Genomic DNA, 23,359 nt, shown 5'->3' with positions numbered 1-23,359 from the left:
AGAAGATTCAAGTCTACGTTCAGACCAGCATCGCGAAGCTCCTTGGCCAGCTCAAGTCGCCAGCCGGAACCATCGTAGCTGATCCAGAGTATTCCCGAGATGTCGCTGGGTAACTCGAGATCACCTTTATGCAACGCGCAAACCTTTCCGCGTCCCAGACGAGCCATGAAGTATCCAAGCTCCAAAATCACGTTCTGGCGAGCACGATGTCGCAGTTCGGCATCTTTCACCGACCGACCCAAATCGTCCGGCGTCAGGAGTGCGATGGCGAATCGACAATCAGATGCTTCATCCTCGAACTTCTCGATGATGGTTCGCCCCCGATTGGTCTGCTCGCTGAGAATGACCGGCTCGATCTCCAGGCGTTCAAGCAGCCTAGCCACGCTCGCCATCGGACCTTCGTCGTGGCCGTGAACGATAAACACCTTTTTCCCGCCAACAGCGGAATCGGAGCTGGGGCTTCCCTGTGCCGAAACGGGGCCTTTGAACAGATCCAACCGTTCGATGACCGAGCGAAGGCGTCTCAGATAGATATTGAGATCTTCCAAGCACTCGCGGAGCCGAGTTTTCGGACTGCCATCCAGCGAGAATGACATACGGACCATCGTGGAAAACTTCTTCGCCTCTTCGTCAGTATCGAAGACAACTTTGAGCAGATGCTCCGTCACATCCACCCAAGTCCGAACGTCTTCGATCTGCATTCTTGTAGCGGAGGAATCCGACGTCATTGGCATCGACTGGAACGCCTTGCCTCGTTCATATGCCTCTACCAGTCTCGAGCGTGCTTCCGCTGCGTCGATTGCCAGGCTGGTTTGGCTGCCGTTGTCCATTGGTGCGAACTTCTCCTCTTGAAGATGCGTCAAGGTACTTCACCCCGGGGACGATCCGCCAGCCTGACATGACCCTCGCCGGGTGAGCAGCCTCGGCACCTTCCGCGACCGCGCCCGGGACCAGGCCCGCAAGATCGCGGCCGATGCGGGGTTCTGGGGCAACGTCCTCCTGGGCATCGGCGACGTGCACGACCCTGCGCGTCGATGGCGCTTCACCGAAGACGTGGAGCTCCAGGACGACGGCGCTCCAGGACGACGAACTCGTCTCCCTCTACGACTTCAACCCGGTCGCCCAGACGATCGTGAACGCGATCGTGGTCGACGGGCTCCGCCAGGGGTTCGAGACGCCCGGCGAGAGCGACGAGGAGCTCCAAAAGGCGGCCCGCGAGAAGAAGACGCTCCAGATGGTCGGCCGCACGGCGAAGTGGGGGCGCGCGGTCGGCGGGGCGGTCATCATTGCGGACACGGGCGACGACCTCGCGCCGCGCCTTGACGAGACCAAGCCCACCGCCCGGGGGAGCCTCCGGCGCTTCATCGTCCGCTCCCGGATGGAGAACAGCCCGGTCTACTCGTACGACGTCGAGGACGGCGCCGAGTTCTTCGACCTCGCCCCGATTCAGGACGGGGCCACCGTCCGGATCCACCGCTCCCGCATGCGCATCTTCGGCGGCCGCAGGATTTAGCGGACCACGCGCTCCAGCTCAGCGCGAGCGCCTGCGCCAACGGTGATGTGCGCGTCGAGGTCGAAGCCTTGGTCGTGTGCCTTGCGTCGGTTGAAGGCGTTGGGGTTCCGGGGCCGTTCGTGCGAACACGCCACGCTCTGCGGTTGATGACGCCGTCGCTGTAGACCTCGCCCATCCCTGGAGCAGGAGGGCGGCGTCGTCTGCGTCCACCTCGGCGAGTCCGCGGCGGTAGGCGAGTTGGGTGACGCGCGTCTTGATCGTCGCGAGCAGGGTCTCGAGCTCGTCCGCGCTCGGCGCGAGGGCTCGAGGAAGCGCAGGGACCGTCGCTGCGCTCCACGAAGGCGCCGTCCATGTACACGGCGTGAGTGTGCACGTTGATGTTGAGGGCACCGCGGAAGCGCTGGATGGCCATGATGCTGCCGGGTGCGCGACGTCGTTATGGCCTCGAGGGCCCACGCTACGCGCACGAGCCCGATAGAACGCATCGATGGCGCGCCGGGCGATGCGCCAGACGGCAAGGGTCAAGTCATGGTCGAACGCCATGTGCCAGCGCAGCTCGTGGGGGAAGGTGAGCACCCACTGAGGGGTGCGCACGGGAGGCAGCACGCGCTCCACCTCGCAACGAAACCCGGCTACTCCGCCTCGCCCCCCGACCCCCCCTCCCGCGCACCCACCCCCGCCAGGCTCCGCGCAAACCCCTTCTTCGCCTGCATGTCCGTGTTCCGCATGATCTGGATGCGCTGCGCCTGCGGGCTGCCCGCGCCGTGCATGGACTCGGTCAGGTAGCCCACCGCGTTGCGGCCCAGGGTCATGTTCTCGATCAGCCGGAGGATGCGGATGCGCTCTTCGGTCGGGATGTCGGAGCGGCCGCGCAGGTACTTCTCGATCAGCGGGCCCACCTCTTCGCTGCGGAAGTCCGCCTCGGAGGGCATGGTGACCATGATGCCTCCGGCGAGGTCTTGGGCCAGGCGCGCAATCTCGTAAGGGAAACGGGTGACGTTGTGCTTGCACACATTCGAGAGCGTGGCGTCGTTCATGAAGATGCCGCTGGGCAGCGCCTTGGCTTGGTGCGAGGAGGCGATGCCGCACGAGTAGATGGTCTCGTTGAGGTGCACCATCTCCACCAGCTTGTCCTTCACGTGCGAGACGTTCTCGACGCCGTTGCACTCGGCCACGGCCGCCGCCGCGCCCACCAGGACGTCGCCCAGGCCCGTCTTGCAGACGTAGCTGGCGCGGTGATAGGCGGTGAAGCGCGCCACCATCTCCTGCGCGTACTCGTACTCGCCGTCCATGAACACGTGCTCGTTGGGGACGAACACGTTGTCGAAGTGCACCAGCACCTCCTGCCCGCCGTACTCGGCGTTGCCCGCGTCGATCGAGCCGCCCTCGAGCGCGCGCCCGTCGCACGACTGCCGGCCGTAGATGTACGTGATGCCCTCGGCGTCACCCGGGACGGCGGCGACCACGGCGTAGTCACGGTCGGACTCACCCAGGTTCATGGTGGGCATCACGCAGATCCAGTGCTGGTTCCAGCCGCCGGTCATGTGCGCCTTGGCGCCCGTGATGTACACGCCCTCCGGCACGCGCCGCGTGATGTGCAGGAACATGTCCGGGTCGGCCTGCTCGTGCGGACGCTTGGAGCGGTCTCCCTTCGGGTCGGTCATGCCGGCCGCCACCAGCACGTTGCGGCGCTGGAGCTCCTTCAGCCACACCAAGAAGCGCTGGTGGTAGTCCGTGCCGCGGTCGGCGTCGATCTCGTAGGTGATGGAGTGCAGCACGGAGATGGTGTCGAGCCCCGTGCAGCGCTGGAAGCACGTGCCCGTGAGCTGCCCCATGCGGCGCTGCATCTTGTTCTTGGTCACCAGGTCGTCGGGCGACTCGACGATGTGCAAGAAGCGGTTTACCTTCTTGCCGATGATGGGCGAGTGCGCCGTGGCCAGCTCGGGCTCGGCCTCGGCCAGGTCGTAGGTCATGCGCAGCGCGTTGATGGAGGGCCGGATGACCGGGTGGTCCACCGGCTCCTCCACCCGCTCGCCGAAGAGGTACAGCTTGGTGCCGCGCCCACGCAGGCTCTCGATGTACTCGGCGCCGTTGGTGATGGTGGGCATGCGCGCCCAGCGAGCCTCTGCGGTCTCGGGTGCGCGCCATAGGGTCTCGTTCAGCGTGTCCATGGGTACCTCGTGCGTGTGTGCGCGCTCAGAGCTGCGCGATGGTGCCGCTCGCCAGCAGCGCCTCGATGCGGGCCTCGTCGAAGCCGCAGCTGCGCAGCACGGCGAGGGTGTGGGTGCCGGGCATGCGCGCCGGCTCGGGCACGGACGAGGCCGTGCGGCTGAAGCGGGGGGTGGGCCGCGGCTGCAGGGTGCCCTCGACCTCGACGAAGCTCTCCCGCGCCACGTTGTGCGGGTGCTTGGGGGCCTCCTCGAGCGAGAGCACGGGCGCGAAGCACACGTCGGTGCCCTCCATCAGGGCGCACCACTCGTCACGCGTCTTGCGCTTGATGACCTCGGCCAGGCGCTCCTTCTGCTCGGGCCAGCGCTTGATGTTCATGGACGAGCCGAACACCGCCGGGTCCAGCTCGGCCTTCTGCACCAGCAGCGCGTAGAACTTGGGCTCGATGCTGCCGATGGAGACGTACTTGCCGTCGGCCGTCTCGTACGCGTCGTAGAAGTGCGCGCCCGTGTCCAGCATGTGCGTGCCGCGCTGGTCGGTGAACATCCCCTGCGCGCGCAGGCCGTAGAACATGGCCATGAGCGCGGCCGACCCCTCCACCATGGAGGTGTCCACCACCTGACCCTTGCCGCTGCGCTGCGCCTCGAGCATCCCGCACACCATACCAAACGCGAGCATCATGCCGCCGCCGCCGAAGTCGCCCACCAGGTTGAGGGGCGGCATGGGCCCCTCCCCGCGGCGACCCATGGCGTGCAGCGCGCCCGAGAGCGCGATGTAGTTGATGTCGTGCCCGGCCACCTGCGCCAGCGGCCCGTCCTGTCCCCAGCCGGTCATCCGGCCGTAGACCAGGCGCGGGTTGCGGGCCAGACACTCGTCCGGGCCCACGCCCAGGCGCTCCGCCACACCGGGCCGGAAGCCCTCGAACAGGCCGTCCGCGTGCTCACACAGGGAGAGCAGCGTCGCGGCCCCCTCCTGGGTCTTGAGGTCGATGGCGACGCTCTGCCGGCTGCGGAACATCACGTTGTGCCCGACGTAGGCCGACGGATTGCCCCCGGGGCGGTCGATGCGGATCACCTCCGCGCCCATGTCGGCCAGCATCATGCCGCAGAAGGGCCCGGGGCCGATGCCCGCGAGCTCGAGGATGCGAAGTCCGCTCAGCGGTCCAGACATGGGGTCCTCGCCGAACGGGTGAGAAGGTACGTGCGGGTGTGCATGCGGCGCAGCATACACGCAAATCACCACACGGTGAATAGCAGCTAGCGATACTCCACTTGAGTCCATCCCCGACTGAGGAGGCTGGCCATCCATCCCTATTCAGGGGCACACCAGGACCGTAGGAGTCTGTCTCAGAAGGGCCAACTGTCCTAAATTGGGGGCACCCCGGACTGAAGTCCGGGGCAGCATCCTTCCGAGCGCCCGGCTACCGCCGGGCACTCTCCAAAGTCCTCCCCACAAGGGGGAGGACTGTCTTGCTCGGCGCCACCACAGCTACAAGATCGCCGCCGTCCCGCCGAACACCCGGCAGCAGTCCACGAGGCGCAGTCCGCCTCCGCAGGGGGCGGACTTCGAGCTGGCGATCACCTGAGATCGCTGCCCCGGACTTTAGTCCGGGGTGCCCCAATTATGGGACACCCCTCGCCTTCTCAGACAGCCTCTTCAGTCCAAGTGCCCTTATTCTTGGCCCCCCACTTCGAGACAGCCTCTTCAGTCCTGGGGCGCCCCTATCCTGGGACAGTCCCCGGACCCCCAATTCAGGGACAGATCCGGGCTCCCCTATCCTGAGACAACCAGCCTCTTCGAGACAGCCTCGCTCCCCAAACTTCAGTACTGCGGGATGCTCGGATCCACGTCGCGCGACCAGGCCGCGATGCCGCCCGCCACGTTGTACACCTGCGTGAACCCCAGCCGCAGGCAGTGCTCTGCGGCGGCCTGGCTGCGCATGCCGTGGTGGCAGTGGAACACCAGCACGGTGTCCTTCTCCAGCGCCTCGAGCCGCGCGCGCCCCGAGTCGTCCAGCAGGTGCGTGCCGGGGATGGCGGCCGTCTCGCGCTCTCCGGGCGTGCGCACGTCGAAGAACTCGAAGGCCTTGCCCTCGTCCTGCCAGGCCTTGATGACGGCCGGCGGGACCTGGCGCACCTTGGGCGGCTCGTTGGGGTTGTCCATCTTGAAGCCGCCCTCCCCGTTCGGCCCCTTCACGAAGTCGATCACCAGGCCGTCGGCGCGCTTGGCGCTGGCGCGGTCGAACACCAGCTGCAGGCCCGGACCCTCCACCACCAGGTCGCCAGGCTGCGCGCCGTCGAAGTCCATGCCGTACTCGAAGCGCCCGCTGATCTGGACGCGCACGGACAAGGGCCCGTCGCCGTCGTGGAACTCGCGCAGCGCGTCGACGGCGGCCTCGGTCACGGCCACCTCGGGGGCCACGACCTCGGCCGGCGTGCGGCCCAGCACCTGAGCGAGCTCACCGCTCGCGTTGAGCTCCTTGACGATGTCGCAGCCGCCGACGAACTCGCCCTTCACGTAGAGCTGCGGGATGGTGGGCCAGCTCGAGAACTCCTTGATGCCCGCGCGCACGTCCGGGTCGGCCAGTACGTTGACCGTGGCGTAGTCGTCCAGGAAGTCGTCGAGGATGCCCACCACCGTGGCGCTGAAGCCGCACTGGGGCGCGCTGCGGGTGCCCTTCATGAAGAGGATGACCTCGTTGTCCTGGACCAACTGACGAAGCGCTTCTTGCGTGCTCATGCCCCCAAGCAAGCACCGGAACGGTGCCCGATGCAAGCCGGGTCACACCCCTCGTGAGCGCGCACCTCGCGTTGCCGCCTGGCGCGTTCGCGCTTGTGGGCAGCCGGTTCGTCAACGGGCTGCTACCCTTCCCCCATGCGCAGGGAGCTCGTCGCTGGGTTGTCCGTGTTGGCGTCGCTCGCCGTGCACGCGGCGTTCGTGGCGTTCCTGCACGGCTCGCTGCCGGTCGCGTCGGCGTCGGTCCCACGCGAGCGCTCGGCCGAGCAGGTGCTGGTTGGCGCGGAGGGCGATGCAGACGCGCGCAGCAGCGGACGGGTGCGCAGCCACGAGATCCCGGTCGAGCTGGGCGGGCCCGCCAGCGCGCAGAACGTGGACCGCCCCACCCCGGGCGGCGGGGGCGACGGGCGTTCGTCGGAGGACGCGATGCTGCTGGCCATGAACGTGGACGACGTGCGCCTGCAAGACGCGCCGTGGAACGCCGTGGGTGTCTCGCAGGTGCAGCGCATCGACACCGCCAGCTCGCGCGCCTCCTGGGACAACCGGCGCGCGACCCCGAACCCTCACGACCAGCCGTTCCTGGCGACCGGCGCCGGCCAGCATCGCGAGAGGCGTCCGCCCTCCATCCTGGAGCCGAACCGGGGCGCCCCAGTCGCGCCCGCGCGCACGCGCGAGGGTTCGGTGGATGCCCCCGCGTCGAGCGCCACGATGCTGGGTGCGCGAACACCGCACGCCGCGTTCGCCACGTCCGAGTCGTCGCGGCCCAGCAGCGCGGGCGCCGAGCAGGCCAGCCCGGGCTCGGGCATCGCGCAGGGCACGGGTGTGCGTGAGAGCCGCGCCGCCCCCGTGGCGACAGGTCGGCCACCCGTCGACGAAGGGCCAGCCGCCACGCTGGCTCAGGAGCGCGATCGCCCACGCGACGACACCAGCGCCGAGCTGCTCGCCACCCAGCTGGTCCAGACGTGGGTGGACGCCTCGCCGCGCTCGGGCCCGCGGGACGCGCCGGGGCGCGGGGGCGCGGGGGGCGGTGGCGCGCCAGGGTCTGGCCACGGCGCCCAGGAGGGTGGACAGGCGCTCGCCCACAGCCCCGGCGCAGGCGGCCGCGGCGCGCTCGACACGCGCGACGGGCGCTACCAGAGCTGGCTGCTCAGCCAGCGGCGCCGCGTGTACGGCGCGATGGTGTTCCCTCGCGAGCGGCGCCTCGCCATGGACCAGGGCGTGGTGGTGTACGCCTTCATGGTGGACCGCACCGGCCAGCTGGTGGGCACCCCGCGCCTCGCGCGCAGCAGCGGCTTCGCCGACTTCGACGCCGCCGCCCTGCGTGCCATCCGGGCCACCCTCCCCACCGCGCCCCCGCCCAGCGCCCTGATGGAGGGCCGCAGCGAGATCCCCGTGCGGCTGCACCTGGACTTCAGCAACCCGATGGTGCGCTGACGTGGGCCGGGCACGCTACACTCGCGGCGTGACGTTCGCGCTGCCCCGCCTCCATGAAGCCCTCCTCCTCGGCCTGACCCTGCTCCCAGCCCTCCCCGGCTGTGACGACCCCGCGCGCTATGAGGGCCCCGTGCACCCGATGGTGCGCGCGTCGCTCGACCTCGCGGGACCCGGCCACACGCTGGAGGAACGCGCTGCGGCCCTCGCGGCTGGCACCTCCGCGCATCACGAACCGACTACGGACACGCTCACGGGCACCCTCGAGGCCGGCCGCGCAGCGGAGTTCCAGCTCACGCTGCGGGGCACCTACTGCTACATCATCACAGGCGCCGGAGAGGACTCCATCGAGGAGCTGGACCTCGAGCTGATTGACGACCAAGACGTGCTGGTCTTGCTGGACCGCGATCCATCGCGCATGGCTACGCTCGGCATCCGGGACGCGATCTGCCCCACCTTCCCCGCCGCATACCGGCTGCGCGTGACGGCGACGCGCGGACACGGCGCGTTCCAGGCACGCGTCTACCAAGCCAGCAACATCTGACGATGACCGTGCCCCGAGCCTCGCGAGCCAGCGCCCACAGCGCCCCGCGCTGGCTCCATGTGTGTGCGCTCGCGTCCCTGATCGTCGCGGGGCCTGCCGGCTGTGGCTTCTCCGATGCGTTGCTCGGGCTCGTCGTCGACGACACGGAGGACGGTGGAACGAGCGACGCGGGCCACGACGCAGACACGGAGACCGACCAAGGGAGCGACGCGAGCGACGATGCGGGATCGCTCACCCTCACGCTGCGTGTCACGAACACGCTCGACGCCGGGCCGGGATCTCTGCGCCAAGCCCTGCTCGACGCGGCCAGCGCGTCCAGCAGCACCATCTCGTTCGACATCCCCGAGGGCGACCCAGGACGCCTCTACTATCGCGACAACGGCGCCACAGGTCTCTCCGTGCCGGTGTCCGTCAACGGCTCCGAGGCCTCCATCGCCGACTTCGATGCGGACTATCCCGCCGGGACGGCGCGCAGCTGGTGGCGCATCACGCTGCTGTCGCCACTCCCCGCCGTGTCCGATGTGGGCCTCGATGGCGCATCACAGAAAGCGGCGCGGGGCATCACGGCCAACGGCCCCGTGATCGAACTCGTGGGGGATGCGTTGCCAGCGGCGCCGGGGCTCGACCTGACCCGCAGCTCGGTGAAGGGCCTGATCCTCGGCGGCTTCGACGGTCCTGGGCTGCTCATGGCGGGGATGGGGAGCACCATCGTCTCCGTCTACAGCGGCGTGGACCCGGCAGGCATCATCGCCCACCCGAACCTGGTGGGCGCGGAGCTGGTGGACGCTACCTCGGGGGGGGTCGGCGGCAGCGCGACAGACGAGCTCTGCGTCTTTGCGGGCAACACGGACCGACACCTGGTGCTGCGAGGCGCAGGAACCTCCGGGGTGCAGGTGAGCCAGACCTTTTGCGGATCGGACCCCACCGGCCAGCGCGTCCCGCTGGGTGCGAGCGCCGCCAGCGTGGGCATCGACGTGGATGACGGCGTGAGCGGCTTGCGCCTGGGCGGGCCCAGCAACGTCAACCGGGTGCTTGCCTCGGGCAACGAGCTGGGCGTCCGCCTACGCTCTGCCTCGAACGTCTCCCTCGAGTTCGTGTACGTGGGCGCCACGCCGCCCCCGGCGTTCCCGGCGCACACCCCACTGCCCAATGCCCAAGAGGGCGTCAGGATGGAGCTCGTCGACGGGGTCGACGTGCGCAACTGCATGATCAACTGGAACGGTGGCGCGGGGGTCTTCATCGCGTCGGGGGACGGCGTCGTGCTGCGCAACAACGTCATCCTCGAGAACGGGGGTCTCGCGATCGACCTGGCACCCCTGGGCCCGAACCCCGCCTCGGGCACCGAGGGCTCGGGGCCGAACCAGGGCCAGAACGCGCCGGTCATCCTGGGCCAGCTCAGCGGACCCACGCGCCTGAGCCTCACGCTGACCAGCGAGCCCGACGCCACGTTCGTGATCGACCTGGAGTACGAGGCTGCCCCCGGCACTGCAGGGGAGCCCATCCTCGCCAGGACGCAGAGCACGGTGCAGACGTCCGCCGCCGGCTTCGTGGCGTTCGAGATGGCCACAACGCTCACGCCCGAACCGGACGCCACCTTCGTGGTCGCCGCGACCTTGATGGGCCCGAGCGGACCCGTGCGCACCTCGGAGCGCGCGACGCTCGCGTTCACCCCCTGAACGACGGGCATCGGGCGGCGCGGCGCGCCCTTGGCTCGCCCTCGTTCATGTTATCGTCGGCGGCATGATGCTCCGCCCTCTGGTCCGCCCGCACGTCGCGCCGCTCGCGCAGCTCCTCGTCTTCGCGTTCGCGCTCACCGGGTGCGCGAGCGCGTCCACCAGCGCGTGTCCCACGCTGCCCACGTCGCAGGCCCCCAGCTTGAGCGGCACCTACGTCATCGCGTCCATCACGGGTGAAGACGGTCAGACCCTCACGAGCGACGACATCTTTCGGGCGCTCGCTGCGGACGGCGTGCGCTTCTCCTTGACGTTCGACGACGGCGAGGTCGGCGTCGAGCTGCTGTTGATCGACGAGGTCAGCGCCGAGGTCTCCTCGGTCACGTCGCACCGCCTGTTCGTCGTGTCCGCGTGTAGCGCGAGCACGCCTGGCATCTGGACCGAGGACGGCTTCGTATTGCCGGACGACCTGCACGCGGTGGGCACCGCCGCCGCCATCGCGGTCGACCGCACGCACGAGAGCGACGGCGCGACCCGCACCGCCACGCACTCGGATCGGCAGCGCTGTACGGCCAGCTTGGATGCAGGCACGTTCGTCATTGCGGAGCGAGGACCGTTGGACGACGACGGGCGTCCCAGCACCGTCACGTTGCGCTACGGCGAGAACCAGCGCGCGGTCATGACGCTCGAGGCGGTCGTGCCATTGGCAGACGTGGACGTCGTCGGGTTCGCCGTGGAGAGCGCCCAGCTCGAGGACCGAGACGCGCAGGGCGAGTAGACGTCGCCTCGTCAGGAAGCGACCGTACGCGACTGCCGGCGCTCGAAGACGGCCAACGGGTTCGTGTCGAGCCCCTGCGCCTCCGCGTGCTTGCGCAAGAACGCCAAGGCCGGCGCCCAGTCGGTCTCCACCACGGTGGGCACGGGCGGGGGCGCGAGCCAGTGAATGGCGCTGATGCCAGCGCGCACGATCGACGAGCGCACGACCAGCGCGTTCGCCGTCTGCCAACGCCGGAAGTTGTCCTCGTGCGACTTCGCCCAGTCCCCCATGCGCTTTCGCACCGTCGCGTCCGGCATCCCGCTCACGGCGCTCGAGTCCGTGATGGAGACGTACCGCTCGCGCAACGTGAAGATGGCACGCGTGTCATGCTCGAGGATGTCGGCGTACCCGACGTCGAGTGTGGCCGGCAGCGTCAGCACGATCAGCGGGAAGTACTGGACGTCGATCGCCTTCGTCTTCGGCAGCGGCATTCCGCTCATGGTATCGGGATGGAAACGGCTGTGAAGCCCCCGGCTCCACTTTTGTCTCGCCACCGGAACCCTGACGGCGTTCGAATACAGTTGCTGCTAGGGAGCCGCGTCCACGCCGAGCTCCCGACGGGCCGCCGTGTACGCCTTCGTGAACGCCCCGTCGGCGCCTCGAATGGACAAGCCTGCTCGCGCGGGGCACGCGTCGCTCGGCGAAAGCACGCCCTGCGCGCCGACGGCCGCGAGCCCGAACTCGTAGACCGTGAGGAACGGAGCGGCTCGATCGGTCCGCATGCGGGCGTCCAAGCAGGACCGCAGGTGCAGCCCTGCCCCTGCAGCAGCCGTCAGCACGCGGGGTTCGTGGACCGTCTGGTGAACGACGAAGAAGCGCCCCTCGGGCTCCAGGTGCCGCGCGGCCGCGAGGCAGTACGCCTCGACACCGCCTCGCACCTCGAAGCGGCAAGCGAGGCGCTGTGGGTCCTGCGGCAGCACCCCGGCGTGCGTCGGAAAGTATGGCGGCGAGCCGGTGACGACCGCGAAGCGCCGCCCCAGGTCCAACCCGCGGAAGTCGGCGTGGACGAGGCGGACACGCGGGAACCCCTCCGGCAGCTCCGCCACCGCCCGACTAGCCAGGGTGAAGCTCTCGCTCTGAGCCTCGACGCCGACACACTCCGCGGGTCGCAGACGATGCGCCACCATCAACAGCACGGAGCCGATGCCACATCCGAGGTCGAGGTACGAGGGGCACGCGCCGGGACGGCGATGCGTCGCGTAGTACGCGGTGAGCACGTCGTCGGTGCCGGTCCGATGGCCTCCCTTGCGTTGGTAGATGGACACGTCACCGATGAGCCGGTCATGCGTCACGTCCGTGGGCCAGTCGGCCGGCGGATGAGCGTCCCGCGAGGAGTCGGTCACTCCACCACACCCGCCGCGGGTAGGTGCGCCAGCGCGCCCAGCTCGGCCACCTGCGACATCATGACCATCCAGTCCAGCGCGGCGGCGCCTCGGCCCGCCACGGACGCCGCCACCTCGGGCGCGCTGCCGCCCAGCTCGGCACTGCCCGGCGCACTGGAGCCGAGCACGTAGTCCAGCAGCCCCCCTGGTCGCGCCGGCGCGACTCGCACGCGGCAGCCCGCTGCGAGGTGGGCCCGCTCTCGAGCGCGCGCGAGCGCGGAGCCGAAGCCGCCGAGGCGGTCCACCAGGCCGAGCTGTCGGGCACGGTCGCCGGACCACACGCGCCCCTGCCCCACGGCATCCACCTCCTCGGTCGTCATTCCGCGCCCTTCCGCCACTCGCCGGAGGAACAGCTGATACATCTCCGTGATGAGCTCGCGCAGCCTCTCGCGCTCGTCGTCGGTGAACGGCCGGTACATGGACGTGGCAGAGCTGCGCGCGCCGCGGCCCAGCAGCTCCACGTGAACCCCCAGCCGCTCGGCGAGGTCCTGGAAGTCGACCTTGCCGTAGTAGATGCCGATCGACCCGGTCAGCGTCGACGGATCGGCCCAGATCTCGTCGGCCGCGGACGCGATGTAGTAGCCACCGCTGGCGGCCACGGAGCCGAGGGACGCGATCACCGGCTTGTGCTGGCGTGCGCGGCGGACCGCGCGCCAGACCTGCTCGGAGGCCAGCGCGGACCCCCCGGGGGAGTCGATGCGCAGGACGATGGCCGCGATGTTCGGGTCACTGGCGTAGGCGTCGAGGGTCCGAACCAGGGTGCGCGCACCGCTCTGATGGATCTCCACGAGCGGGATGTCCACGTTGTCCCCGTCGACGATGGCCCCGTCCACCACGACGACGCCCACACCGCGGCGCGGTCCGTCGTCGTCTCGGTGGCGACGCAGCCCCATCCGAACCCGCGACCCGATCAGCTCGCGCGCGCTCTGTTGCAGCCCCTCGGCGCCGAGCTCTTCGTCCACCAGATGGGCCGCGAGCGCCTGGGGCGCGACGTACGGGCCGCCGTCGACCCAACTGCGAACCGCGGCGGGCTCCAGCGAGGCGTCGCGGGCCAGATCCTCCGTGAACCGCCGATAGACGTCGTCGAGGAACACGTCGTACTCTTCGCGCGCGGGCTCGCTCAGGGTCTCGTTCATGAACTGCTCGGGCGCGGACTTGTACTCGCCGATGCGCACGAAGTCGGCTCGGACCCCAGCGTTCTCGAGCAGGCGCCCGAGAGTCATCATCTCGAGCGATGGGCCAAGCAGCTGCACGGATCCGCCCGGGTCGATGTAGGTGCGCTCGGCGCCGGCGCAGGCGTACCACTCGCCGCCCGAGGCCGACTCCAAGTGACAGACCACGCGCTTCCCGGCGGCCATCAGCGCGTCGACCATGACGCGTACCTCTTGAGCCTGCGCCAAGCCCATGCGCGTCCGCGGGCGCAGCACGACGCCGGCGACGTCGCGCTCGTGAAGCGCCCGGTCGAGCACGTGGATGACGTTGATCAGGCCGCGCGGGCCAAAGTCGCGGACCTCGACGTCCGCCACGTAGCGCGGCTCGGGTAGGCCCCGGGCCGAAGGGCCGCCGAACTCGCCCGTGACGTAGAAGCTGGACGCGCTCGGGTCGAAGCGCCCGGCCACCCCGCCGCCGAGCGTGTGGCCGCCCCAGTCGGCCTCGAACCCGCCGGTGACGCGCACGTCGCGGGGTCGCCCAGCGCGCTGGTCGATGTTGTCGACCTCGACTTGGGCCACCACGTCGCCGAAGCTCGGGACGCGCGCCGTGATCGCCCCGCGGAGCCCGTTGACGTTGTCCGTGGAACGCGCGTACCCCACCTCGGCGCGGAAGCGCGAGTCCCCGGAGAGCAGCGCCGCGGCAAAGTGGAAGGTGGCCGGCACCTCGACGTCGGCCGTGACCAACCCGAGCGGACCGAGCAGGTCGTGTACCGCCAGGCTGAACTCCATGAAGCGGCTCGGCCGCAGACCCACGGACAGACCGAGCGCCGTGACGCCGTCGAGCTCCCCGCCACCGATGTAGCTGAGATTGCCGCCGATGGAGAAGCTGCGGCTCGCGGCCCAGGCCAGACCGAGCGAGAGGCGCCCGTAGTCGGCGCCGTTGCCGAGCCCGTCGGTCGCCTGAACCCGCTCGGCCGAGAAGCCGAGACCGATGCCGAAGGGCAGCCCCGCGACGCCGTATACCCCCGTGCCCTCACCGGCCGCGAGGTGCGCGCCGGTGAGTGAGCCGACGTGGACGAAGCGCACCCGCACACCGTCGACCCAGCCCATCGCGGCGGGGTGCGTGGCGAGCGTCAGCGCTCCCTCCGGCGCAGTCCAGAGGCGGGCCGGCGCCTCGACACCGGCGCTCGCCGGGCGGGTCTGAGCGGCGGCCGCGCAAGGCACGGCGATCAAGCAGGAGAAGGCAAGGCTCAGCGTCCGGGCACAGCGCGATGAGGGCATGATGGACGATAGCGCACGCAACCGTGATCGTGCCAAGCGGGTCGCTGACGCTATACTCTCGGGCGATGCGGATCCCCTTGGTCATCGGCGCGCTGCTGTGCGCATGCGTGAGCGTGCTCGGCGCGCCCTCGCTCGTGATCGCGCAGTCCCGTGCGGCCGTGCAGCACTACGAACGCGGCCGCGAGCACTATCAGGCGGGCCGCTACGCCGAGGCCGCGGTCGAGCTCGAGGAGGCCCAGCGATTGGACCCGGAGTCCCCCACGCTGGCCTACAATCTGGCGCGCGTCTACGAGCTGATGGGCGACTACGACCGCGCCACCACGCACTACACGCGGCTCGCGGACATGACGCCGGAGGGTGACGAACAGCACGACCAGGCGCTCCAGGCGCTGGAGCGCGTACGCGGCGCCCGGGCGGCACAGGCCCAGCTCGAGGCCGAGCGCGAGGCACGCGAACAGGCCGAACGCGAGGCGGCGTTGCGCGAGGTGGAGGCACAGGCGCGCGCCGAAGCCACCGTGGAGACCGAGCGACGACTCGGCCGGCGCGGACGTGCGGACGCGCTCTTCTACGCGAGCGCGGCGCTCTCGATAGGCGCCCTCGGAGGGGGCAGCCTGCTCGGCTTCTACGCGCTGCGGAAAGACAACGTCGCCGACGACTGGGTGGTGGGCCGCGGCCACAGCGCCAGCGCGCGGGCGGCCGAGCAGGCGAGCGCCCGTCGGATGGCCATCGGCGCCGACCTGCTGCTGGGCACGGGCATCGCTGCGGGGGTGAGCGCGCTGCTCCTGTACTACCTGCGTGATCGTCACCCTCCGGACGGTTCCCAGACCGCGCTGCGGCTCTCCCTGACACCCTCGCTCTCCGGGGCAACGCTCTGGGTCGGGGGCCGCCTTTGATGGTGGTTCGGCGGTCACGCCCGGACCTCGTTTGGGTCACGTGCGCCGCGCTCGCGGTCGTGGTCGCGCTTCCGTCGTGCACGTTCTTGGTGTCCGACGACCCCATCCGCTGCTTCACGGAAGCGGGGGCTCCCGACCCTTGCCCAGAGGACCGAACGTGCGTCAGCGGGTTCTGCGTCCCAGCTCCGACGTGCACGGGCAGCACCGAGCTCTGCAACGGTCGCGACGACGACTGCGATCAGCGTGTCGACGAGGGTCACGATGACGATGGGGACGGCTTCACGTGGTGTGGGGGCGGCGCGACGGAAGAGGTGGACTGCGACGACTCGCGGGCGGACGTGCATCCCGGGAGCCTGGACGGCACCACGGCTGCGGCGCCCGAGACGTGCGACGCGCGCGACAACGACTGCGACATGCGCGTGGACGAGTCACCGAGCACGCTCTGCGACGGTGGGGAGCAGTGTTTCCCGGGTGTCGGCTGCGCGCCCCCGAACTGCACCCTGCCCGGCTTCGAGTGCAACGATGGGGATTCGTGCGACGTCTCACAGACCCCTGCCGTCTGCGTGGTCGGCGTCTGCACCCCGACGAGCTGCGCGGCGCCGATGGTGTGTGATCCGCGCTCGGGGTCGTGCGTGCACCCCATGCCCTTGGACTCCCCATGCACGATCTCGGCACAGTGCGCCGAGGGTGCCTGCATGCCCGCTGCAGCGCTGACGGGGGGGACCGGGAGCGTGTGCGCGGCGTCCTGCTGTCGCGACTCGGAGTGCCCCGTGGGTCGCGTGTGCTGGGCCTCTCCTCGAGGTGGACGGGCTTGCGTGCTCCCCAGCGCCATCGGCTCTGCGACAGGGCCGGGCGCGCTCGGCTCCGCGTGCACACGTTCGGACGAGTGCGGCAGCTCGCGCTGCTTGGAGGGGTACTGCCGCGAAGCCTGCACCGGCCCGCCCGACTGCAACGCGCCACAGTCGTGTGTGCTGCTGCACAGCGAGGACATCGCTCCAGAGAAGGTCCTCGCGTGTGCCATGGGCCCGGGCGGCGCCCCGGTCGGCGAGAGCTGCGCGACGGACCCGTGCGCCAGCGGGCTGTGCGTCGACCGCGTGGAGGCTGGAGGCCCGGTGTGCCTCGGGGGTTGCAGGACCACGGCCGACTGCCCTGCGGAGCTGTACTGCGGTGGGTTGCTCCTGGGCCAGGGGACGGCGGCGACGAACCTGCAGGCGTGCCTGCCTCGCATCCACTCCGGCGGAGGTATCACGGGCGACGCGTGCTCGAACGGCTGGTCCTGCCGCGACCTCGCCTGCATCGGCCAACGCTGCGCCGACACCTGCTGCAACGACGCGCAGTGCCCGGCGAGCGCGGCGTGCGTGCCCGTGAGCCGCGGACGTGGGGCCTACGAGATGCGCTGCGTCCCGCGCTGGTGAGCAACCACGCATGGACGGCGCGCTGCCGGTCCCTCGCGCTCGCTTCCGTCAGTCGAAGCGCTCGTAGGCGGAGCCCGTCGCGCGCATGGCGCTGGACGGGCGCTCGGTGGCGCCGGCGGACGGAGCCGGCCTTCGGCGCGCGCGTGTGAGACGCACGCGCTGAGGCGCTTCAATCGCTGCGAACAGGTGCTGCGTCGCCGCGAAACCCGCGAGGCGCAGCTCCACCTCCATGGCTGCACCCGCCGCGAGCGGGGTGACGAGTGGTGTCGTCCCGATCAGCACCCCATCGGACCAGACCTCGGCGCCGGCTGGCTCGGAAAGCAGCGTGGCCGTGACCTGCGTGGTCGGCGCCCCGTCGGGGGCCGCACCGGCCTCGTCGTCGCTCACGTCGGGCGCTGACGCCACGGCGGACGGCGCACGCGCAGCGTCCACGAGCTGCGTTCCGGCGTCGAGCGCGTGGGCCGAGTCGCCGCTCCGAAGCGCGAGCTGCGTCGCGAGCGCGACAGCCACCAGCGAGGCCGCGCCGATGGCGACGCCGCGAAACCCCGCCCGCCGCACCTTCGGTTGCCGCCAGGCGCGGTCGAGCGCCCGGGTCACCCGGTTCGCGGACGCGAGCGCCATCACCGCTGGGCTGGCGTCGGCGAGCGCGTCGAGGAACTCCGACGCGTCCTTGTAGCGTTGCTGCGGCTGCTTCGCGAGCGCCTTCATGACGACGCGGTCCAGCGCTGGCGGGATGGGCGCGTCCGGCACACGCTCGCGTGGGCTGACCACCTTCTCCCGGATGTGATGGGCCATCACGACCACCGCGTCTGCATCATCGAATGGGGGCGAGCCCGTCAGCATGGCGTAGAGCAGCGCCCCGACCGCGTACAGGTCACTGCGACCGTCGAGCTCGTGACCCTGGGCCTGCTCGGGGCTCATGTACTTCGGTGTGCCGAACACCGTGCCGGCCTGTGTCTCGAGCGCGTCGAAGCTCAGCTCGGCGCCGACGACCTTCGCGATGCCGAAGTCCAGCACCTTCACCATCGGCTCGTCGGACGTCGGGTCCTCGGCCAGGAAGATGTTGTCGGGCTTGAGGTCGCGGTGGATGACCCCCTTGTCGTGCGCCTCCTTCAGCGAGCTGAGGATCTGCGCCGCGATGTGCACCGCGTCCGGCACCCCCAGCTCTCGCTCCCGGATGGCCTGGCTCAACGTGCGTCCCTCCAGGTACTCCATCGCGAGGAAGAGCAGCCCGTCCGTCGTCTCGCCGAACTCGATGACGCGCACCGTGTTGGGATGCACGAGCAGGCTCATGGTCTTGGCTTCGCGATGGAAACGCTGGACCGTGTCCCTGTCCCACGACGAGTGCTGCCGCAGCACCTTGAGCGCGACGGGACGGCCAAGCCCAATCTGCGTGGCCCGGTACACGGTGCCCATGCCGCCCATGGCGATGATCTCACCGACGTCGAATCGGTCGGCGACCCGCTTGCCCTCGAGGTCTTCTGCGGCGTCCACCGGCACCCCGTCACGGAAGCCGGGCGCGTCCTCGAGAGGCGTCCCATCGCGAGGACAGACGCTCTCCCTACTGCTGGAGGATGTTCCGCATGTCGGGCAGATCCGCATTCGCCGCGATCACCGTAGCACCCGACGAAAGCGTGTGAAAGACTCGCTTCGTGAGCCGCCCGGCCCCCTCTGCCGCACCGCCACTGTACGTCGTCTCGACGAGTCGGGTCTCGGCGCGCAGCAGCTCCCAGCGCTACTTCGCCGCGCTCCTCCCGCAACGCCGCGCCGTCGGTGGTCGGCTGTGCGTGGCCTTGCGGCGCCTTCATACGATCGTCGGGGAAGGCGACTTCGACCATCTGCGCGTGGCGCGCTATCCGGGACGCAGGTCGCTCTCGGCGCTCGCCCGTTCACCGCTGCTCCGCCTGCTCGACAACGCACGACGAGATGGCGTCGCTGCCCTGCGGGTCTCCGAAGCCACGGCTCGCCACGAGCCGGAGACCTGGCGAGAGCTCCGCGCCGTGTGGGCCATCACGGGCGGCCGCGACCTGAACCCGTCCCTCGAGGCCCTCGGAGAGGCGCTCGCGCAACACCGCGAGACCCATGGATTCTTGGCGTTTCGGGCAAGCCTCGGCCCACCGCCGGCGCTGCGCGCCGCCGCTACCGCGCTGTCGCCGCTGGACGCCAGCGAGCTGGCGCTCATCGCATTCCCGAGCGTCCGAATCGCTATTGATACCCTTACTCGACCGGCCTTCGCTGCGGTCCAGAGCCGGGTCACGGACCTGAAAGGAGCCGAGTGGACCTTGCTGGAGCGTGTCTCTCTCCGCGAGATGCTGACCCCCTGATGCACCGCCGGGGGCGAGGTAGGCAGGGGGCGCTCACTTGGCCACCTGCGCCGTTGGTGCCATAGTCCCCGCAGCGTCCCCCATTGGCGCGACCCGAAGCACGCATGGGTACACTCGCCATCATCCTCCTCCTCTGCGCCGCAGGCGCCGTGGGTCTCTTCCTCCTCGGTGTCTGGTCGACCGTGCGACACACGTCGCTACCGACCCCCACCATCGAGGATGACGCCTACCCGCCCATCTCTCTGCTGAAGCCCATCAAGGGGACCGAAGAGTCCCTGGAGCAGAACCTGCGCAGCTTCTTCGAGCAGGACTATCCCGCCCCGTTCGAGCTCGTGTTTGCGTCCTGTGAGGACGGTGACCCAGGCATCGCCCTGGCGCGCCGGGTCGCCCGCGACTACCCCCACGTCCCCGTCGCCTTCGTGCGCTCGGACAGCAGCTTCGGGCTCAACCCCAAGGTCGCCAACCTCAAGGGCGCGCTCGACGCCGCCACCCACGACTTGGTGTTGCAGTCGGATGCGAACGTGCGCGCCCGGCCCACCTACGTGCGGGACATCGTCGGCGAGCTGGTCTCCCAGGACGCGTCGCTGCTCAGCAGCATGGTGGTCGGCGTCGGGGAGCGCACGGTCACAGCCGCGATGGAGAACCTGCAGCTGGGCGCCATGATCGCCCCCGGGACCTGCACGGCTTTGCACGTCGCCGGGGTCACCTGCGTCATCGGCAAGTCCATGCTGCTGCGCCGCTCGGAGCTCGAGGCGCTGGGGGGGCTCGAGCTGGTGCGCGACATCCTGTGCGAGGACTTCATCCTGGGTGAGACGTACCGGGCGGCGGGGAAGCGCCTGGTGCTCTCGTCGCACACCGTGGAGAACGTCAACGAGGAGCTGTCGTTGGAGGCGTTCCTCGGGCGGCACTCGCGCTGGCTGAAGATGCGCGCCGTCATCCACGTGGGCTCGTTCTTCGCGGACATGTTCGCGAACCCCATCTTCCTGTCCCTCATGGCCGTGCTGGCGAGCGACTTCGACCGGCGCGCCATCGCGGCGCTGGTGCTGGCGACCATCATCAAGGTGTCGGGTGACGCGTTCTTGGTGCGTGTGTGCCGCGGCACGCCGATGCCGGCGCGCTTCCTCGTGGTCGCGCCCTTCAAGGACGTGCTGATGGGCTTCGTGTGGTTCTACAGTGGCGTTTCGCGCAGCGTGACCTGGCGCGGGGTGAAGCTGCGTTTCGGGAAGAACAGCCAGCTGCGCCAAGACGACGGCACCCTGCCGGTGCGGGTCGCGCGGCGCCTGTTCTCGGGCGACGACGCGCGCTGATCGGCACAATCGGTGCTCGGCGTGTTCAGTGCGCCACCACCCAGTTGGGGCCCCAGCCGATGTCCACCACCAGCGGCACGCTGAGCGCCATTGCGCCCTCCATGCACGGGCGTACCAGCGCCTCGGCCGCGGCCCGTTCGTCCTCCGGCACCTCGAACACCAGCTCGTCGTGCACGCTGAGCAACATGCGCGTGCGCAGCTGCGCGCGGCGCAGCGCAGCGTCGATGCGCACCATCGCGATCTTGATGATGTCCGCGGCGGTGCCCTGGATGGGCGTGTTGCGCGCGATGCGCTCGGCGCCAGCGCGCAGGTTGTGGTTGCGGCTGCGGATGTCGTTGAGGGTGCGCTTGCGCCCCAGCTCGGTGGTGACGAAGCCCGTCCTGTGCGCGCTCTCCACGAGATCGTCCATGTAGCGCTGCACACCGGCGTAGCGCGCAAAGAACGCATCGATGTAGCGCTTGGCCTCGCTCCTCTCGATCTTGAGGTTGCGCGCCAGGGCGAACTGCGTCTGCCCGTAGATGACCGCGAAATTCACCGTCTTGGCCTGGGCGCGCTGCTCCCGCGTGACTTGCTCGGCCGGTACGTCGAACAGCGCCGTGGCGGTGCGTACGTGGACATCCATGCCGGTGCGGTAGGCCTCCACCAGCTCGGGGTCACGGCTGAGGTGCGCCAGCACGCGCAGCTCGATCTGCGAGTAGTCGGCAGCCATGAGCATCCACCCTGGTTGCGCCACGAAGCACTCGCGGATGCGCCGCCCGATCTCGGTGCGGATGGGGATGTTCTGCAGGTTCGGGTCGCTCGACGAGAGGCGGCCGGTGGCGGCGACGGCCTGGTTGTAGTGCGTGTGGATGCGCCCCGTGCGCGGGTCCACTTCGCGCGGTAGCGCCTCGATGTACGTGCTGGCCAGCTTGGCGAGCGAGCGGTGCTCGATGATGGCCTCCGGCAGCGGGTGCATGGGCGCCAGCTCCTCGAGCACGCTCTGGTCGGTGCTGCGCCCGGTCTTGGTCTTCTTGACGACCGGCAGGTCGAGCACGTCGAACAGCACGTGCTCCAGCTGCTTGGGCGAGCCCACGTTGAAGGGCTCCCCAGCCAGCTCGTGGCAGCGCGCCTCGAGAACGGCCAGGTCACGCGCCACGGTCTCGGCCATCGCCTCGAGAGGCGGCACGTCGAGCCGCACCCCCACCCGCTCCATCCCGGCGAGGACACGTGCCAGCGGCAGCTCGATGTCGAACATCAAGCGGTGGAAGTCCCCTTGGTCCATGCGCGGGCCGAGCAGCGCCGAGAGCCGCAGCTGGAAGTCCGCCCGCTGCGCGGCGTAGGGGAGCAGGTCGCGCGCCTCGACGTCGACCAACGGCACCTTGCCCTTCCCCTTGCCCAGCACGCTCTCGAGGGAGGTCAGCTCGGCGTCCAGCTCGGCGCGCGCGATCTCCTCGAGCGAGTGCCCGTGCCGGCCGGGATCCAGCAGGTAGCTCGCGATGGTCGGGTCGAAGCGTTCGCCGCGTACGATGACGCCGCGCGCCCCCCAGACGAGGTGCTCACGCTTCACGTCGCCCACCTTGCGGAGCAGCGAGTTCGAGAGCAGCGGGGCCAAGAACGCGCGCAGGGCCTCAGCGTCGACCCCCGCGTGACCCAGCCTCGACACAGGCACGTACGCCGCCACGCCCTCGGTGGCGGTCAGCGCCACCCCCAGCAGCTCGCCACGGCGCGCGTCGTCATCCGACACGATGCTGTGGATGGACAGGGCGTTCGCATCGCGAATCGCCGCGCCGAGAGGCCGCAGGTCTTCCTCGTCCGTGATCAGCTGGTAGTGCCCCTCGAGCGTGGGGGCGGGATCCATCTGCGCCAACATGCGCGTGAACTCGAGCTCGGTGAAGATCTTCCGGAGGGCCTGCGCGTCCCCGCCGTCGTAGCGCGCGGCCTCGAGGTCGAACAGCACGTCGACGTCGGCGCGCAGGCTCACCACGTCCCGCGAGACGTAGGCCAGCGCACGGTTGTCGAGCAGCTTCTGCTTGAGCGCCTTGGCCTTGATCGTCTCGACCGCCGCATAGATTCCATCGAGCGAACCGTGCTCCTCGAGCAGCTTCGCCGCGGTCTTCTGCCCCACCCCCTTCACGCCCGGCACGTTGTCGGACGAGTCGCCCATCAGCGCGAGGAGGTCGCGCACCTGCTCGGGGGGAACCCCCATGCGCTCGATTGTCTCGGCGCGGCCGAAGACCTTCTCGCGCATGGTGTCGTACATGGTGACGCCGTCGGTCACGAGCTGCAGGAGGTCCTTGTCCGCGCTGACGATGACGACCTGCAAGCCGGCCTCGCGGGCGCGATGCGTGATGGTCGCGATGATGTCGTCTGCCTCGAAGCCGCTCCGCTCGAGCGGGTGCAGCCCCCAGGCCGCGGCCACCTCTTTCACGCGTGTGATCTGCTGGCTGAGGTCGGGGGGCGCGGGCGGGCGGTTGGCCTTGTACGGCTCGTAGAGCTCGCGGCGGAACGACGGCCCGGGCGCGTCGTGCGCCACGACGACGTACGCGGGGGCGCGGTCCCCGATGAGGCGCAGCAGCATGGAGGTGACGCCCTGCACCGCGTGCGTGGGCTCGCCGCGGCTGTTCGAGAGCGGGGGCAGCGCGTGGTAGGCGCGAAACACGTACGAGCTGATGTCGATCAGGTAGAGCGTGTGGGCATCGCCCTTCGGAGGCAGCTTCGCAGGTGCGTCGGTCTCGGACATGGCG

General features: G+C 69.9%; 18 protein-coding genes. 9 read left to right on the top strand and 9 right to left on the bottom strand.

Annotated features, from left to right (window positions below):
* Nucleotides 1-830, bottom strand: an 830-nt coding sequence (locus tag H6726_32285) for a nucleotide-binding protein (GenBank protein ID MCB9662363.1), incomplete at its 3' end; no start/stop codon positions are given.
* Nucleotides 831-973: 143 nt separating this feature from the next.
* On the opposite strand from H6726_32285, the gene H6726_32280 reads away from it, so the two are divergent.
* The gene (locus H6726_32280) at nt 974-1,513 is read left to right on the top strand and encodes a DUF1073 domain-containing protein (GenBank protein ID MCB9662362.1); all 540 of its coding nucleotides are present in this window, start codon (nt 974-976) and stop codon (nt 1,511-1,513) included.
* Nucleotides 1,514-2,145: 632 nt separating this feature from the next.
* On the opposite strand, the gene H6726_32275 is transcribed toward H6726_32280, so the two are convergent.
* The 3 genes from H6726_32275 to grxD all read right to left on the bottom strand — a co-directional run bounded on the left by H6726_32275 (nt 2,146) and on the right by grxD (nt 6,421).
* Complete coding sequence (locus H6726_32275) at nt 2,146-3,621, bottom strand: 4-hydroxybutyryl-CoA dehydratase (protein ID MCB9662361.1); 1,476 nt, start codon at nt 3,619-3,621, stop codon at nt 2,146-2,148.
* Nucleotides 3,622-3,709: 88 nt separating this feature from the next.
* Entirely contained in the window at nt 3,710-4,852 is a 1,143-nt protein-coding gene (locus H6726_32270; GenBank protein MCB9662360.1) for a CoA transferase, read from the bottom strand.
* Between the two features lie 651 nt (nt 4,853-5,503).
* Entirely contained in the window at nt 5,504-6,421 is a 918-nt protein-coding gene (grxD, locus tag H6726_32265; GenBank protein MCB9662359.1) for a Grx4 family monothiol glutaredoxin, read from the bottom strand.
* A 135-nt stretch (nt 6,422-6,556) separates the two neighbouring features.
* Between grxD and H6726_32260 the strand changes: the two genes are divergently transcribed.
* The 4 genes from H6726_32260 (at nt 6,557) to H6726_32245 (ending at nt 10,844) form a co-directional block, all read left to right on the top strand.
* Entirely contained in the window at nt 6,557-7,852 is a 1,296-nt protein-coding gene (locus H6726_32260; protein ID MCB9662358.1) for an energy transducer TonB, read from the top strand.
* 28 nt (nt 7,853-7,880) lie between these two features.
* On the top strand, nt 7,881-8,393 hold the full coding sequence (locus tag H6726_32255; protein MCB9662357.1) for a hypothetical protein: 513 nt from the start codon (nt 7,881-7,883) through the stop codon (nt 8,391-8,393).
* A gap of 2 nt (nt 8,394-8,395) precedes the next feature.
* On the top strand, nt 8,396-10,069 hold the full coding sequence (locus H6726_32250; protein MCB9662356.1) for a right-handed parallel beta-helix repeat-containing protein: 1,674 nt from the start codon (nt 8,396-8,398) through the stop codon (nt 10,067-10,069).
* Between the two features lie 64 nt (nt 10,070-10,133).
* Nucleotides 10,134-10,844: a hypothetical protein gene (locus H6726_32245; GenBank protein MCB9662355.1), complete on the top strand. Its 711-nt coding sequence runs from the start codon at nt 10,134-10,136 to the stop codon at nt 10,842-10,844.
* Nucleotides 10,845-10,855: 11 nt separating this feature from the next.
* Here H6726_32245 and H6726_32240 read toward each other — a convergent pair whose 3' ends face one another.
* From H6726_32240 to sppA, 3 genes are all read right to left on the bottom strand, one after another.
* Nucleotides 10,856-11,314, bottom strand: a complete 459-nt coding sequence (locus H6726_32240) for a hypothetical protein (GenBank protein MCB9662354.1) — start codon at nt 11,312-11,314, stop codon at nt 10,856-10,858.
* Nucleotides 11,315-11,410: 96 nt separating this feature from the next.
* Nucleotides 11,411-12,226, bottom strand: coding sequence for a methyltransferase domain-containing protein (locus H6726_32235; GenBank protein MCB9662353.1), 816 nt, complete (start codon nt 12,224-12,226; stop codon nt 11,411-11,413).
* The gene (gene sppA / locus H6726_32230) at nt 12,223-14,697 is read right to left on the bottom strand and encodes a signal peptide peptidase SppA (protein MCB9662352.1); all 2,475 of its coding nucleotides are present in this window, start codon (nt 14,695-14,697) and stop codon (nt 12,223-12,225) included. Before sppA ends, H6726_32235 begins: the two co-directional genes overlap by 4 nt.
* Nucleotides 14,698-14,762: 65 nt before the next feature.
* Between sppA and H6726_32225 the strand changes: the two genes are divergently transcribed.
* Nucleotides 14,763-15,590 carry a tetratricopeptide repeat protein gene (locus H6726_32225; GenBank protein MCB9662351.1) on the top strand — a complete coding sequence of 276 codons (828 nt, stop codon included), beginning with the start codon at nt 14,763-14,765 and terminating at the stop codon, nt 15,588-15,590.
* A gap of 59 nt (nt 15,591-15,649) precedes the next feature.
* Nucleotides 15,650-17,005: a putative metal-binding motif-containing protein gene (locus H6726_32220; GenBank protein ID MCB9662350.1), complete on the top strand. Its 1,356-nt coding sequence runs from the start codon at nt 15,650-15,652 to the stop codon at nt 17,003-17,005.
* 48 nt (nt 17,006-17,053) lie between these two features.
* Here H6726_32220 and H6726_32215 read toward each other — a convergent pair whose 3' ends face one another.
* Nucleotides 17,054-18,499, bottom strand: coding sequence for a serine/threonine protein kinase (locus tag H6726_32215; protein ID MCB9662349.1), 1,446 nt, complete (start codon nt 18,497-18,499; stop codon nt 17,054-17,056).
* A 158-nt stretch (nt 18,500-18,657) separates the two neighbouring features.
* Here H6726_32215 and H6726_32210 point away from each other — a divergent pair, with 158 nt between their 5' ends.
* On the top strand, nt 18,658-19,329 hold the full coding sequence (locus H6726_32210; protein MCB9662348.1) for a hypothetical protein: 672 nt from the start codon (nt 18,658-18,660) through the stop codon (nt 19,327-19,329).
* 104 nt (nt 19,330-19,433) lie between these two features.
* On the top strand, nt 19,434-20,636 hold the full coding sequence (locus H6726_32205; GenBank protein ID MCB9662347.1) for a glycosyltransferase: 1,203 nt from the start codon (nt 19,434-19,436) through the stop codon (nt 20,634-20,636).
* Between the two features lie 25 nt (nt 20,637-20,661).
* Here the strand turns inward: H6726_32205 and polA are convergent, their stop codons facing one another.
* Nucleotides 20,662-23,355, bottom strand: coding sequence for a DNA polymerase I (gene polA, locus H6726_32200; protein MCB9662346.1), 2,694 nt, complete (start codon nt 23,353-23,355; stop codon nt 20,662-20,664).
* Between the last annotated feature and the right edge of the window lie 4 nt (nt 23,356-23,359).

The organism is Sandaracinaceae bacterium (assembly GCA_020633055.1).
Lineage (GTDB): Bacteria > Myxococcota_A > Polyangia > Polyangiales > Houyiibacteriaceae > JADJJE01.
Note: the sequence above shows the minus strand (reverse complement) of the source record. Positions and strands in the feature narration are given on the sequence as shown.

Coding starts and splice junctions, on each gene's coding strand:
- H6726_32280 (MCB9662362.1), top strand. CDS start 974: ATGCGGGGTTCTGGGGCAACGTCCTCCTGGGCATCGGCGACGTGCACG.
- H6726_32275 (MCB9662361.1), bottom strand. CDS start 3,621: ATGCCCACCATCACCAACGGCGCCGAGTACATCGAGAGCCTGCGTGGG.
- H6726_32270 (MCB9662360.1), bottom strand. CDS start 4,852: ATGTCTGGACCGCTGAGCGGACTTCGCATCCTCGAGCTCGCGGGCATC.
- grxD (MCB9662359.1), bottom strand. CDS start 6,421: ATGAGCACGCAAGAAGCGCTTCGTCAGTTGGTCCAGGACAACGAGGTC.
- H6726_32260 (MCB9662358.1), top strand. CDS start 6,557: ATGCGCAGGGAGCTCGTCGCTGGGTTGTCCGTGTTGGCGTCGCTCGCC.
- H6726_32250 (MCB9662356.1), top strand. CDS start 8,396: ATGACCGTGCCCCGAGCCTCGCGAGCCAGCGCCCACAGCGCCCCGCGC.
- H6726_32245 (MCB9662355.1), top strand. CDS start 10,134: ATGATGCTCCGCCCTCTGGTCCGCCCGCACGTCGCGCCGCTCGCGCAG.
- H6726_32240 (MCB9662354.1), bottom strand. CDS start 11,314: ATGCCGCTGCCGAAGACGAAGGCGATCGACGTCCAGTACTTCCCGCTG.
- sppA (MCB9662352.1), bottom strand. CDS start 14,697: ATGCCCTCATCGCGCTGTGCCCGGACGCTGAGCCTTGCCTTCTCCTGC.
- H6726_32225 (MCB9662351.1), top strand. CDS start 14,763: ATGCGGATCCCCTTGGTCATCGGCGCGCTGCTGTGCGCATGCGTGAGC.
- H6726_32205 (MCB9662347.1), top strand. CDS start 19,434: ATGGGTACACTCGCCATCATCCTCCTCCTCTGCGCCGCAGGCGCCGTG.
- polA (MCB9662346.1), bottom strand. CDS start 23,355: ATGTCCGAGACCGACGCACCTGCGAAGCTGCCTCCGAAGGGCGATGCC.